The following is a 14,040-nucleotide window of genomic DNA, read 5'->3' as shown; positions in this document are numbered from 1 at the left end:
AGCCGGAGGGTCCCGATGGCCAGCGAGAAGATCCGCCGCCGGGTGGAACAGCTCCGCGAGGAGATCCGGCGCCACGACTACCTCTACTACGTCCTGGACCGCCCGGAGATCTCGGACGAGCGCTACGACGAGCTTTTCCGCGAGTTGAGGGATCTCGAGGAGAAGTATCCCGAGCTGCGCACGCCCGATTCCCCCACGCAGCGCGTGGCGGGCGCCCCCCTCGAAGAGCTGGAGACGGTCGAGCACCTCGCCCCGATGCTGAGCCTCGACTCGGACCGGGAGGAGGCGGCCCTGCGGAGGTTCGACAAGCGCGTTCGGGACGCGCTCGGCGGCGCGGACGTCCGGTACGTGGTGGAACCGAAGCTGGACGGGCTTTCCCTGGAAGTCGTGTACGAGGGTGGCGTCATGGTCCGGGCGGCGACGCGGGGCGACGGCTACCGCGGCGAGGCGGTGACGGAAAACGTTCGGACGATCCGGAGCGTGCCCCTGAAACTCCGCGAGGAGAAGCGGCGTGCACCGGCGCTCCTTTCGGTCCGGGGAGAGGCGATCATGCGCGTCGGCCCGTTCCGGGACCTGAATCAGAGGCTCATCGACGAGGGGAAGACGCCGTTCGCGAATCCGCGAAACGCGGCGGCGGGATCGCTGAGACAGCTCGATCCGCGGGTGACGGCCGAGCGGCCGCTGGAGGTCTTCTTCTACGACATCCTGCACGTCGAGGGAACATCGTTCGCGACCCAGTGGGAGGTGCGGCGTGCGCTGGCGGATTGGGGGCTGCGGCCCACGAAGCCGGCGCGCCGGGTCGAGAGCGTGGACGAGGTGCTCGCCTACCACGCCGAGCTCGGCGAGAAGCGGGACAATCTCGACTTCGAGATCGACGGAATCGTCGTCAAGCTGGACGACCTGGCCGCCCGGGAGCGTCTCGGCGCGACCGGCAGGCACCCCAGGTGGGCTTTCGCCTTCAAGTTTCCGCCGCGCCGGGAGGTCTCCGAGGTGCTCCGGATCATCCCCAGCGTCGGCCGCTCCGGCGTCGTGACGCCCGTGGCGCTGCTGCGCCCGGTCGAGATCGGCGGGGTGACGGTCAGCCGGGCGACCCTGCACAACATCGAGGAGGTCCAGCGGAAGGACATCCGCGAAGGGGACCGGGTCCGGGTCGAGCGGGCCGGTGACGTCATTCCCCAGGTCGTCGAAGTGGTTCCGCAACCGGGACGGCGGAGGGGACGGCCGTTCCGCATGCCGGAGAAGTGCCCCTCGTGCGGCACGCCGCTCGTCACCAAGGGGCCGTTCACGATCTGTCCGAACGGTCTGTCATGCCCGGCGCAGCAGGTCGGCCGCATCGTCCACTTCGCGTCCCGTCCGGCACTCGACATCGAGGGCCTGGGCGAGGAGACGGCACGCCTCCTGGTGGAGCGGGGCCTCGTGCGCAGGCTTCCGGACATTTTCGAGCTGCGGAAGGAGCAGCTCGTGCCCCTGGAGGGTTTTGCCGAGAAGTCGGCGGAGAACCTGATCAGGGCGATCAAGAGGGCCTCTCGCGTCGAGCTCCACCGGTTCCTGTACGCGCTCGGCATTCCGGAGGTGGGGGTCAAGGTCGCCCGCGATCTGGCGCGGCACTTCCGTTCCCTGGACGCTCTGCGGGCCGCCGACCGCGAGGCGCTTCAGGAAGTTCCCGGAGTGGGCCCCCGGATGGCCGAGGAGATCCGCGCCTTCTTCGACGAGCGCCACAACCAGAAGGTGATCGACGATCTGCTGCGGCACGTCACGATCGTGACGCCGCGCGAAACGGAGGGGGACGCGCTGTCGGGGCTGACCTTCGTGCTCACCGGAACCCTTTCGGGGATGACGCGCTCCGAGGCCAAGGCGCTCATCGAGCGCCACGGGGGACGGGTCGCCGGTTCGGTCAGCGGCCGGACCCACTATGTCGTGGCCGGCGAGTCCCCCGGTTCGAAGAAGGCGGAGGCGGAAAAGCGAGGCGTGCCGATTCTCGACGAGCAGGCGTTCCTGGCGTTGCTCCGCGAGCGCGGCGTCACCCCGCCCGGCTCCGGATGATGCACTGCGCTCGCGACCGGCGCGGCTGCGGAATCGCAGCATCCCCCTGCGCGGGGCGCGGCGATCTCGAAGCAGCGGCAGCCGAGGGGATTTCCCCCGGTCCGCTCGTCGCAGTCGTGCTCCTCCGCGGGGCACGCCTGCCGGGAAGGCGCCGCCCGAGGTGGGTGGGAGCGGGCGCCCGCTTCAGTCCGCGGAGACCTCCCCGCACGGATCGACCGCGTACGCCCGGTATCCGTAGTGCTTGCCGTCCTCGGCGGCTCCGGGATGGACGGTGTGCGGGGTGGGTGGATTGCAGTCCATACCGGCGGGGCAAGGAATCTCCGACCGCGTCGAGAGGTCCCACACGCGCACCAGGTAATGATCCGCTCCGGCCACCGGTGGCCAGTCGAGCACGATGTCGGGCCCACTTCGGCTGACGAAGGGCGCCACGTCCGGCCCCACCCGGAAGGTCGCGGGATCGAGCGTCGCCGGGTCCTCGACCACTTTGTAGAACGCCGCGCTCCGGTAGGCCGTGGTGTCCCCGTAGTCGGGATCGGTGTACCGCAACGCGGTGGTCACGGTGACGTGGATCGGTCCTCCCGGCCAGCCGGTGATCACGTGTTCGGTCGGCTCGTTCCCCGGAGGCGCGGCGAGGTATCCCGGCTCTCCCGGGAGAGGAGTGTGGTTGGGGTTCGTGTTCCAGTCGGCCAGCCGCTCCGGATCGGGATCGGTTCCCCAAGACACGACATAGCCGTAGTCGGTCACCCCGGGCTCGCCGGTGAGATTCGCGCCGTTGTCGGGGAGCGACCACCGCACCAGCGTCCCCGACAGGCAGGCCAGCGCCTCGGTCTGCTTCGGCGGAAACGGGCCCCAGGTGAACTCGGCATTGTCGGCCACGTTCCCCGTGTGGGACCAATCGTCAGGGGTGATCATCGCGTCCGGATCCGTGGGGGCCGAAACGCGCGCGAGCAGCCCGTAGCGCTCGTGGAGCCAGTAGTAGTCGTACGAGTGCTGCCGGCTCGTGCCGAGGTTGCAAACGCCGAAGAGAAAGTCGATCCCCGCCTCCAGCTCGGTATCCTGCCGCATCAGGAGCGACGGGACATAGTTGCCCTGCGGCACGTGCACCCATCCGTCCTCGACCACCGTCATGCGGAAACCGGCGTTCCCCGGCAGGAGACCGCGGGCGCGGGGATCGTTGCCGTTGCATCCGGGCCAGCACAGCGGATCGCACTGGGAAGCGGTGGTGAGCTTGAGGCCGTGCGCGTCGTCGCACTCGGTCCAGTTCCCCGAGGTCCACGTGTCGCCCACCTTCATCGTCGCCGTCGCCGGATCGGGACCGCTGAACCGCAGGAACCGGAAGAGCCGGTCGGGCCCTCCGGCACTCTGCTCGTAGCACACCTGCGTCCAGTCCTCCGTGTTCATCTCGTCTTGCGACAGGTACGGGATATCGATCGAAGGATTGGCGCCGGTGTCGTTGTCGTTGAGCGTGAAGATGTCGCGCGTGAGGTAGCCGCCGGTGGGCGTGTAGTAGTCCGCCTTGAGGTAGGCCTGCCACGTCCCGTCGGGAGGGTTGGGGCCCAGATCGCGTACCGCGCAGGTTTCGGGGCAGTCGGGAGCGGGACCGTCGATGTCGTCGCGCGTCGTGAGGAACCGGCGGTGCGTGAGGTTCGCCTCCACCAGTCCGGTGAAATCCCAGACCTCGGGTAGCGTGGTGGCGCTTCCCGGATCGCCGGGATCGGGCTGATAGTCGACCCCGAACTGGTCGATCGAAATCATCTCGCCCGCGCTGGTCCAGGCCGGATTCAGGGAAGTGAGGGGCGTGTCGCTGACCACGGCGCGCTGGAAGACGCCGACCGTCTTCGGCCGGAGGGCTCCGCTCAGGGACTCGTAGCCGATCTCGATGCCGTCGTTCGAGTCGGTGCCGCCTCCCGCCAGCATGTCGGCGAGCCGCGGCCGGAACGGTTCCCCGGCGGCCGGGAGCGGCCCTTCCAGCAGGGCGACCGTGCCGCCCCGCCGGTCGACGAAACGCAGCCGGAGCCGGGGCCCCTCTTCGGCCCCCCGAACCTCCTCGCGGACGAGGACGGCCTCGGCGGGTCCGCCCGGTACGACAACGACGCCCTCCGCGACCCCCGAGCGGACGAACCGCTGCCCGCCGGCCTCCCACAGTTCGCGAGCGCCGACGGCCGTCGCGGCCGGAGCGGTCATCCCGGGCGAAGCGGGGAGCAGGCCGAGGGGAGCCGGCTCGGGCAGATCGGACCACAGCCACCGCGGACCCTCGGGTGCCGTTCCGGACCGGTCGAACAGCAGGCACCCAACGCGGCGCTCGTCCCCCTTCGGGCCGCGCCGGAAGAAGCAGAGGGCGCCGTCGGCTCCCACAGCCGCCGCCGTCTCGCCGAGTCCCGCCTCGCGGGCGGAAAGGAACCGCCCCGAGAAGAGCGTTCCGCGCGCCGCCAGCGGCCTGAGGTCCCAGAAGGTGCGGCGCTCGAACGCGCGCGGAAGCTCCCCGAGCGCCTTCCCCTCCACCCGGAGCAGCGCGAATCGCTGCCCCTCCGCCGGGGCCGGAGGTCGCGCCTCGAGCGCTCCGGCGAGCGCCGGCGCGGCGCACAGCCCGATTCCCAAAGCGATCCAGCCCGACAGAGCACGCATGGCCTACCTCCTCCCCGCGAAGGGCGGCCGCCGGCCCCCGCGCTCCCGCTCCCGGGAAGCCGCGCGCAGGGCCGCCCGGCGCTCCCCCTCGCCCGCGCCCGGCGTGGCGTGGCCGACTGCCGGGCCGCTCCCCAGCGGCCGCACGACGGGGCGCGACGACCGGTCTCCCACGGCTTCGCGCACCTCGGTGCCGCCCCCAGTCCGGCGGCGCGGCGGCAACCGGCCCGGGCGGGCGCCGCCGGAGTTTTACGCCGGTACTCCTCCCTCGGGTAGGCGCCTCAGCGCGCCGGGCCGAGCCTCCACCGGATCCGGGCCGAGGCCCGGCGGCCGATCACGTCCCCGAAGATGTGCTGCTGCACCTTGCGGTCCAGCAGATTGGTGACCTGCCAGACCAGCTCGAGGTGGCCGCCGGGGTGCCGCCAGCCGCCCTGGATCCCGAGCACCGTGTAGCCGCTGGTCCAGCCCCAGAAGTCCGCGGTCATCACGTCCTGCCAGAAGGCCCGGGAGACGTAGTCCGCGGTCACCCCTCCGAACCACCGTCCCCGATCCAGCGTCACGCCCGCGCTCAGCCGGTGCGCGGGCGGGTTGTTGATGAACGGCGTCGTGTCGGCGATCCGGCCGTCGCCGTCGAGATCCGCACCCGCCTCCCGCTCGGCGAGCACCTGAGCGATCCTCTCGGGCATCGGCACGCCGTCCGCGCGGGCATCGTCCTGCCACGAATAGGAAGCGAACAGGGAGAGGCCGCTCCGGGTCGACCAGTCGAGGCCGAGCTCGAATCCCCTGTTCTCCGATCGGCCCCGGTTGCGGTAGCCGAAGAGGGCGGGGATCTGGCCGTCCAGGAGCACGGAGAGGAAGTGGTTGTAGCCGACCGGTCCGGCGGCGCACATCTCGTCGAACGGATGGAGCTGGGAGACGCCCGGGCAGACGTCGAGCGGGGGTGCTTCGAGAGTGCCGTCCCCGTCCGGATCCGGCGGGAGCACGATGTCGTCGGCGGTGCCGGGAACGCCGTCGGGCCCGTTGCCGTAGTAGGCCAGAACGGGGAAGTCGATCCCGTTCGACGAGCGGGTCCGGTAGACGGTGGCCGACAGGCGGAGGCGGCCCAGGCGGGCCGCGTAGCCGAGCTCCACCGACGAGGTTCTCTCCGCGTCCAGCTCGCGGGAGCCTCTCGCCGCCGTGACGGCGGTGTAGGTGGGGATCTCCCCGGGGGGCGCGCCGCAGTTGTCCGGGCGCTGGGAGCAGACCCATTCCGCCACCAGAGCGAAGAACGGGAAGCCGACGACCTCTCGGTCGATCTCGTTCCAGTCGAGGATCGCGACCGGTATCGACGGGACCCACAGGTCCGATTCGATCACCGAGGGCGACCGGAACGCGCGTCCCCACGCGACACGGAGCGTCTGGTTCTCGCCGGGCCGGAACATCAGACCGATTCGCGGGGAAGCGATGGTGCCGATCGTCTCGACGACGTGATCCACCCGAAGGCCGCCGGCGAGACTCCAGTGCGGTGTGAGCGACCACTCCGCCTCGCCGAAGAGCGCCGCCTGCGCCCGCCGGCGCCCGCGGGGAGCGATCGACAGCGCGTAGCTCGAAAGGCGCGCCTCGGCGCCGTAGCCGAGCACCAGGCGCGAGCCGATCACACGCCGCGAGCGCAGGGAGAGATTCGTTGCCGCCGCCTTGAACGAGAGCGGCACGCCGTTGATGAGATTCGTGGCGTCGCCGTCCGTGTAGTTGAGGTAGACCTGCGCCTCGTAGGCGCCGGACCGGTACCGCCCCTGAAGGTAGCTCATCGAGGTCGAGGGATCGATGTCGAACGGTCCGAGCCCGGTGGCGAGCCGCCCGCGCGTCCGCGCCCAGCCCCCCTGGAAGGACCAGACTCCCCTCAGCCCGTCGGTACGGTCCGCCCGGAAATCGAACCTGGGCTGCCGCGTTCCCGCGTCGTGTGCGCCGGCCTCGTTCACCCCGAGATCCGGGTCGATCGTCTCCCCGAACATGTTCGTGATCGTCTGGGGACGGGGGAAGGGATCGCTTTCGAAGAGTCCCGCCCCGACGCGCACCGCCCATCCCCGAGCCGCGACGCTGTGCGTGACATGCACGGAGCGCGTCCCGTACGCTCCGCCGCCGATCTCGACGGTCGTGCCGAGCGTTTCCTGCGGGCTCTTCGTGATCACGTGGACCAGTCCCCCGACCGCGTTGGCGCCCCAGAGCGACGAGGCGGGGCCCCGGACGATCTCGATCCTGTCGATCAGCGACGGATCGGTGGGCGCGAACTCCCACATCACGAAGCCAAGAAAGTCCTGATAGAGCGTCCTTCCGTCGACGAGCGCCAGCGTGCTGTTGTTCGCCTGTCCGGTGGAAGCCCGCGAGGCCAGTTCGATGTCGCGGGCGGAGAACTGGATGACGTTGATGCCGGGGACGCGGCGGAGCTGGTCGACGACGGTATCCGCCGGCCGCTGCTCGAGGTCGTCCCCGGTGAGGACGTCCACGGCCGCGGGGGCGTCGAGCGGATCGTCCGAGGTGGCCGACGCGGAGACGGTCACCTCCTCTTCGACGCCGTTGGCACCCGCTTCTTCGGCCTCGTCCCCGCCCGGCCCGCTCTTCTCGGCAGCGCCCCCGGGAGAGACGGCTGCCAGGAGCAGGGCCAGGAGAAGGGTTGCGTAAGGGCGTTCGGCTCCCATCGCGGGCGGCATCCTATCGCGGCCGCGGCCCGCCTGGCGAGGGGGTCCTCGTCGCCCGCATTCGGGTGCCCATCGATAATCTCCCCATGGCGACCACCGCGGACGCGCGGGCCCTGGCCTTCGAGAGGCGGCCCCATCGCACCCTGCTGGCGCTGTCGGCGCCGGTGATGTTGTCTTTGATCGTCGAGCCGCTCGCCGGTCTCGTCGACACCGCGTTCGTCGAGCGGCTCGGTGCGGCGCCGCTGGCGGCGCTCGGGGCGGCGACGGCGCTCTTGTCCAGCGTCTTGTGGGTGTTCAACTTCCTGGCGATCGGCAGCCAGACGGAGGTGGCGCAGGCGGAGGGACGGGGCGACCGGCCGCGCGCCCGCCGGGCCGCCTCGACGGCCCTGATCCTCGCGGGGCTCTCCGGGGTGGCGCTCGCGCTGGCGCTCGCTGCCCTCCTGCATCCCGCGGCCGCATGGATGAGCGACGTGCCGGAAGTGCGGCACGCCACCGTCGTCTATCTCGCGATTCGGCTCGTCGGCGCCCCGGCCGGCCTGGTGACGCTCGCCGCGTTCGGAGTGCTCCGGGGCACGCAGGAGATGCGGGCGCCGCTCGCGGTCGCCGCGGCCGTGAGCGCACTGAACGTGCTCCTCGACCCGCTGCTGATCTTCGGACCCGGTCCCTTCCCGCGACTCGGTGTTGCCGGTGCGGCGCTCGCGACCGCCGGCAGTCAGCTCTTCGGCGCGGTCGCCGCGGTGATGCTCGTGCGGCGGCGGATCGGCCTGGTGCTGCGCCTCGACGGGGCGGAGGCGCGGCGGCTCGTCGTCGTGGGCCGCGACATGGTGATCCGGACAGGGGCGGCGCTGGCATTCCTGCTGCTGGCGACGCGCGCGGCCATCCGGGCCGGGGTCGCGGCGGGAGCCGCACACCAGGCGGTGCGTCAGGTCTGGATCCTGCTCGCTTTCCTGCTCGATGCCTACGCCACCGCGGCGCAGTCGCTGGTCGGCTTCTTCCTCGGCGCGGGTGACCGGCGGCGGGCGCTCCGGGTCGCGGCGGTGAGCTGCGCGTGGGGGCTCGGCACCGGCTTCGTGCTCAGCGTGGTCCTGTGGCTCGTGGAGCCGGCCGTCGCGGCGCTGCTCGTTCCGGAGGAAGCGCGAGCGCCGTTCGGAGCGGCTTGGAAGGTCTGTACGCTCATGCAACCGGTCAACGCTCTTTCGTTCGTGACCGACGGCATTCACTGGGGCGCGGGGCGCTACGCGTTCCTGCGCAACGTGATGCTCTTCGCGACAGCGTCCGGCGTGCTGCTCCTCGCTCTGATTCCGGAGACGTCGCCCCGGGCTCTCCTCCTCGTCTGGCTCGCGACCGCCGGGTGGATCGCGATCCGGGCCGGATTCGGCGTCTCCCGGCTCTCGTTCTGACGGCGGCGCCCTTCCCCCGGCTCGAGCGGGGCATCCTCTCCCGGCGGGGCCGGCCCCCCGGCCGTCTCAGACGATCGGACCCGCGACCGGGCTGATGGCGAACGCGGCGTTGATGAGGCCGACGTGGGAGTAGGCCTGGGGAAAGTTGCCCCACAGCCGACCCGTCTCGGGGTCGATGTCCTCGCTCAGCAGGCCGACATGGTTCGCGTGGCCGCACAGCTTGCGGAACACCTCCTCCGCTTCGTCGACCCGGCCGAGGCGCGCGAGCGCTTCGGCGTACCAGAAGCCGCACACGGTGAAGCTGGCCTTCGTTTCGCCGAGCCCGTCGTCCTGGAGATAGCGATAGAGGAGGTGGTGATCGGCCCGAAGCCTCTCCCCGAGCGCCCGCACGTGCGTCTCCGCGTGGGGATGGGAAGGGTCCAGGTAGCCGAGATTGACCATCATCAGCAGAGCAGCGTCCGCATCGTCGGTCTCCACCGAATCGGCGTAGTGGCCCCGGTCCGGCCTCCAGCAGCGCTTCTCGATCAGGTCGCGGGCCCGGGCCCCCAGCCGCCGGCCCCACTCGGCCAGGCGCCGGTTGCCGCACCGCTCACCGATTCGCGCGGCCGCACAAGCTCCGGTCCAGTGCATCAGGAGAGAGAAGGTGTGGATGCGGGACGGACCGCGCTTTTCCCAAGGGCCGGAGTCCGGGACCTCCATGGTCTGTTCGATCCGCGCGAGGAGCCGCTCGAGGAGCGAGGTCGAGTGCGTGCTCGCCAGGTCCTGGAACCGAACGTCGAGGAAGAGCGGCGCGAGGGCGGCGATCATCTCGCCATAGACGTCGTTCTGGAGCTGCCGGTACGCGTCGTTGCCGATGCGCACCGGCCGGTTGCCCTCGTAGCCGGCGAGGTGGTCGAGGATCCGCTCGTCGAGGCGGCTTTCTCCCGAGATTCCGTAGACCGGCTGCAGGCGCTCCGGGCTTTGCTCGGCGATGTTGAGCAGATAGGTGACGAAGCGCTCCATCTCCTCGAACTGGCCGATCCGCCGCAGGGCGCCGAGGGTGAAGCAAGCGTCCCGCAGCCAGCAGAAGCGGTAGTCCCAATTGCGGCCCGAGCCCGGGTATTCCGGCAGGCTCGTGGTCGTCGCCGCCGTGATGGCGCCCGTGTCCTCGTACTGGTGCAACTTGAGGGCCAGCGCCGAGCGGATGACCGGCCTCTGGAACCGGTCGGGAACCACGCCGTGGCGGACCCAGGTCTCCCAGTAGCGCCGCGTCCTCCGGAGGAACTTGTCGCAGGTCTCCTCCAGCGGCGCTTCCAGCGGCCGGCCCCATGTCAGCACCAAGTAGGCATCCGCTTCCAGGAGGAACGGCCGCTCCTCGAGGACGAAGGTCAACGGAACGTTCGTCGTCAAGCGGAGCTCGCTTCCGGGCGGCTTCCAGTAGATGTGGTTGCTCGCCATCGTCGGCTCGAGCTGCAGCCGGCCGTAGTCATACACGGGGCGGCAGCGCACCCTCACGACCGGTCCGCCGGCGAGGGGGCGGATCCGGCGTATGAGCATGGTCGGCTTGTAGAAACGCTCGTACTGGGCGAACCGCGGGGCGAAGTCGAGCACCTCGAAGAGATCCTCGCCGGTCCGGAACACCGTGCGGAGGATGTTGGTGTTCGCCAGATATTCCTGCTGGATCTGCGAAGGCGGGGCGGCCGGCTCGACCGAGAAGATCCCGCCCTTTTCTTCGTCCAGCAGGTTTCCGAAGACGAAGCTGGAGTCGAACCGCGGCCAGCACAGCCACCGCACGCGGGCGCGGTCGTCGATCAGCGCCTGGTAGGCGCAGTTTCCGATGAGAGCCAACTTCATCTTGATGTTCCGCCGTTTGAAATGAAAGCAGAAAATATGCCATAAATACGGGCGTGTCGATGCCGGATCGCCGCCTGATCGTCGTCTCGACCCGTCTGCCGGTCAGCCTGACGCGCACCGAGCGGGGCTGGCGCGTGCAGCAGAGTCCGGGCGGTCTGGCCACGGCCCTGCGCGCCCTGGCGGACCGGCGTGGTTTCACGTGGGTCGGCTGGCCGGGTGCTCCCGTCCCCCCGGAGGACCGCGGGAAGATCGCCGACCGGCTCGCCCGCAGCGGGCGGACCGTGCCGGTGTTCATCGACGAGCGGCTCCTGCACGGGTTCTACGAGGAGTTCTCGAACCGGCTGCTGTGGCCGCTGTTCCATGGGATGACCGATCGGGCCCGCTACGACCGCCGGGCGTGGCACGAGTACCGTGAGGTCAACGAAGCGTTTGCGGATGTCGTCGCGGAGATCGCACGGCCCGGTGACGCCATCTGGATCCACGACTACCAGCTCGCCCTGCTCCCGCAGATGCTCCGCGAGCGGAGACACACGGGTCCCATCGGCTTCTTCCTGCACATCCCGTTCCCCTCGGCGGAGATCTACCGGAGGCTTCCGGTCCGCGAACCGATCCTCCGGGGCATGCTCGGGGCCGATCTGGTCGGCTTTCACACCTACGAGTACATCAGCCACTTCCGGAACGCGTGCCTTCGCGTGCTCGGCCTCGAGTCCGACCCGGAGACGGTGCACATGCCCACGCACTCGACCCGCCTGGGCGTGCTCCCGATCGGGATCGATCCTGCCGAAGTGGTTCGGCTCGCGGGAACCGACGAGGGCCGGCGCGAGTACGACTCTCTCCGGCGGCGGTTCGCGGGGAAGAAGCTGATCGTCGGGGTCGACCGGTTGGACTACACCAAGGGCATTCCGGAGAAGCTGCGGGCGTACGACGAGCTGCTCCGGACGCGCCCCGAGTGGAAAGGGAGGGCTGTTCTCGTTCAGGTTGCGGCGCCGTCACGAACCGGAGTCCAGGAATACCAGGATCTGAAACGCGAAGTCGACGAGCTCGTCGGGTCGATCAACGGCGAGCACGGGACCGTGCAGTGGACGCCTCTCGTCTACGTGAACCGCAACGTGTCCCGCGCCCGGATCGCGGCATTGTTCCGCGCCGCCGACGTGGCCTTCGTCACGCCCCTGCGTGACGGGATGAACCTGGTTTGCCTCGAGTACATCGCGGCCCGGGAGGGCCGTCCGGGGCAGCTCGTTCTGAGCGAGTTCGCGGGCGCCGCCTCCTGCCTCGCCGGCGCTCGCCTGGTCAACCCCCACAACGTGGTGGGCATGGCCGAGGTTCTCGCCGATGCGCTCGCCTCCGACCCGGACGAGGAGACCTTCGGCCAGATGGCGGACTTCGTGCGCCGGAACACGGCGGCGCGTTGGGCGGAGCGGTTCCTCGCCCGCATGGAGACGTCGCACGTCGAGCTCAACCAGGGGCCGCGGTACCTGCAGCCCGACCTGATCGTCGAGGCCGCTGCGGGGCGAGGCCGGCCCCTGTTCCTTCTCGACTACGACGGAACGCTGGAGCCCCACGCCATGCTCCCGGCGCAGGCGGCCCCGGGAGAGCGGCTGCTGCGGCTGCTGCGGCGACTCGCCGAGGTGGCCACCGTCTACGTCGTCAGCGGCCGGCCTGCGCCGGTGCTCGAGGGATGGCTGGGCGACCTCCCGATCGGCCTCGTGAGCGAACACGGCCTCCGGACGCGCCCCCCCGGCGGGACCTGGCCGGACCGGCCCACCATCGACCACACCGTGATCGACGAGCTGGTCCGGCCGGTGTTCGAGGATTTCGTCGAGCGGACTCCGGGAAGCAAGATCGAGACGAAGGAGGCTTCGATCGCCTGGCACTACCGGGCCGCCGATCCGAGACTCGGTGCTTGGAGAGCGACGGAGCTGCTCGCCGTGCTCGAGGAGCGGCTCCGGGGGAGGGAGTTCAGCGTTCTCCCCGGATCCCGGGTGATCGAGGTCCGACACGCCCTGGCGTCGAAGGCCCGCGTCGTCGGCGAAGCCCTGGAGCGCCATCCGGGAACCGGACTGCTCTTCTGCGCGGGGAACGACCGGACCGACGAGGAGATGTTCGAGGCTGCACAGCGCGGTCCCCACGAGCCGGTGATGACCTGCTGCGTCGGCCGGCGCCAGACGATCGCGCAGTTCTTCGTGGAGTCCCCCGGCCGACTGCTCGACCAGCTCGAGAGCTTCGTCGCCTCGATGGAACGCGTCGCCGATCCGACCGGCCGGCTCCCGAGCGGAACATCGTCTCCGCGCGAACGAGGTCGAACTCCCTGACTTGCAGTTGCTTGCAAATCTAGTCTACTTGATTCAAGATTTGCCTTCCTGCGAGCCAGGCAGGGGCGGTCCGTGAGGCGATCCGCCGGGGGCGGCGGAACGCCGGGAACGTCACCAGATCGGCACGGAAGCCGGGTATGGCCCGGCCAGCGCCGCCGGCGACTGACGGCGGGCGGGGGCCCGTGTGTGCTTTTTCGGCGAGCGACCGCTACCCCGGGGCGCGTCGGCTGCACGGCGGGACGGTGCCGTCTCGGCCGCCAGGGGGGTCGCCATCCTCGTCCTGCTTTTCTTCTTTGCGACCGTGCCGCGGGCGGAGTCGGAGGAGACGGCGTCGATCGACCGCAGCCGCTACCTGATGGGCGCACCGCTGCGGATCCAGGCGGAAGGGAAACCGGCCTCGGCCCTCGATCCGGCTGTCGAGGCGGCTTTCGCGCGGGTGGAATCGCTCGATCGAACGCTCTCGAACTGGAACGATGCGGGCGAGCTTCGGCGCCTCAACGAAATCCTTTCGCGGTCGACGCCCGGAGCGGGGATCCCGGTCGGCCGGCCTCTCGGGCGGGCGCTCCGCCGGGGGCTCGCCTGGGCACGGCGGACCGGCGGGCTCTTCGATCCGGCGCTCGGGGCGCTGCTCGACGCCTGGGGAGTTGCGCGTCCTCCGCGAGCCGGAACTGCGCTGCCTCTGGCCGCGGCACGCGCCGCCGCGGGTCACCGCCTGGTCCGGCTCGAGAGAACGCCGACCGGTGCCTTCCGGCTGATCGCTCGCCGACCCGGAGTGCAGCTCGATCTCGACGGTATCGGCAAGGGGATAGCACTCGACGCGGCGGGGCGCGTGCTTCGGAGACACGGTGTCCGGCGCGCGTTGCTCGACTTTGGCGGCCAGCTCCTGGCGGTAGGAGAGCCACCACCGGGCGGATGGTGCGTCGCGGTCGCGCATCCACTCGCGCGCGACATCCCCGCGCTCGTCGTCCGGTTGCGCGACGGGAGTCTCGCCACGTCCGGGAACGGCGAACGCGGCGCGATCCGCGCAGGCCGGTTCGCTGGCCACGTGCTCGACCCGCGGAACGGGAGGCCGACCCGCGGTCGGGCCTCGTTCAGCGTGCTGGCGAGAACGGCCGCTGCTGCCGACGCTCTCGCCACGGCTGTCGCCGCGGGTGG

The 14,040-nt window shown here is 70.6% G+C and carries 7 protein-coding genes; 4 read left to right on the top strand and 3 right to left on the bottom strand.

Annotated features, from left to right (window positions below):
- Nucleotides 1-15: 15 nt before the first annotated feature.
- Complete coding sequence (ligA, locus tag D6718_04490; GenBank protein ID RMG47001.1) at nt 16-2,043, top strand: NAD-dependent DNA ligase LigA; 2,028 nt, start codon at nt 16-18, stop codon at nt 2,041-2,043.
- A gap of 183 nt (nt 2,044-2,226) precedes the next feature.
- On the opposite strand, the gene D6718_04485 is transcribed toward ligA, so the two are convergent.
- Both D6718_04485 and D6718_04480 read right to left on the bottom strand, forming a co-directional pair.
- Nucleotides 2,227-4,668 (bottom strand): hypothetical protein, encoded by a 2,442-nt coding sequence (locus D6718_04485; GenBank protein ID RMG47000.1) that lies wholly within the window; start codon nt 4,666-4,668, stop codon nt 2,227-2,229.
- A 278-nt stretch (nt 4,669-4,946) separates the two neighbouring features.
- Nucleotides 4,947-7,352, bottom strand: coding sequence for a TonB-dependent receptor (locus D6718_04480; GenBank protein RMG46999.1), 2,406 nt, complete (start codon nt 7,350-7,352; stop codon nt 4,947-4,949).
- Nucleotides 7,353-7,426: 74 nt separating this feature from the next.
- On the opposite strand from D6718_04480, the gene D6718_04475 reads away from it, so the two are divergent.
- The gene (locus tag D6718_04475) at nt 7,427-8,740 is read left to right on the top strand and encodes an MATE family efflux transporter (GenBank protein ID RMG46998.1); all 1,314 of its coding nucleotides are present in this window, start codon (nt 7,427-7,429) and stop codon (nt 8,738-8,740) included.
- Between the two features lie 66 nt (nt 8,741-8,806).
- Here the strand turns inward: D6718_04475 and D6718_04470 are convergent, their stop codons facing one another.
- Entirely contained in the window at nt 8,807-10,573 is a 1,767-nt protein-coding gene (locus tag D6718_04470; protein ID RMG46997.1) for a glycoside hydrolase family 15 protein, read from the bottom strand.
- A 59-nt stretch (nt 10,574-10,632) separates the two neighbouring features.
- On the opposite strand from D6718_04470, the gene D6718_04465 reads away from it, so the two are divergent.
- Entirely contained in the window at nt 10,633-12,885 is a 2,253-nt protein-coding gene (locus D6718_04465; protein ID RMG46996.1) for a bifunctional alpha,alpha-trehalose-phosphate synthase (UDP-forming)/trehalose-phosphatase, read from the top strand.
- Nucleotides 12,886-13,069: 184 nt separating this feature from the next.
- The coding region (locus D6718_04460; protein RMG46995.1) for an FAD:protein FMN transferase at nt 13,070-14,040 on the top strand (971 nt) is incomplete at its 3' end.

Source organism: Acidobacteriota bacterium, from assembly GCA_003696075.1.
Taxonomy (GTDB): domain Bacteria; phylum Acidobacteriota; class Polarisedimenticolia; order J045; family J045; genus J045.
The sequence above is the reverse complement of the archived record's forward strand: the minus strand, read 5'-3'. Positions and strand labels throughout refer to the sequence as shown.

Excerpts from the sequence above, each read along its gene's own strand:
- ligA (RMG47001.1), top strand. The coding sequence starts at position 16 with ATGGCCAGCGAGAAGATCCGCCGCCGGGTGGAACAGCTCCGCGAGGAG.
- D6718_04485 (RMG47000.1), bottom strand. The coding sequence starts at position 4,668 with ATGCGTGCTCTGTCGGGCTGGATCGCTTTGGGAATCGGGCTGTGCGCC.
- D6718_04480 (RMG46999.1), bottom strand. The coding sequence starts at position 7,352 with ATGCCGCCCGCGATGGGAGCCGAACGCCCTTACGCAACCCTTCTCCTG.
- D6718_04475 (RMG46998.1), top strand. The coding sequence starts at position 7,427 with ATGGCGACCACCGCGGACGCGCGGGCCCTGGCCTTCGAGAGGCGGCCC.
- D6718_04470 (RMG46997.1), bottom strand. The coding sequence starts at position 10,573 with ATGAAGTTGGCTCTCATCGGAAACTGCGCCTACCAGGCGCTGATCGAC.
- D6718_04465 (RMG46996.1), top strand. The coding sequence starts at position 10,633 with ATGCCGGATCGCCGCCTGATCGTCGTCTCGACCCGTCTGCCGGTCAGC.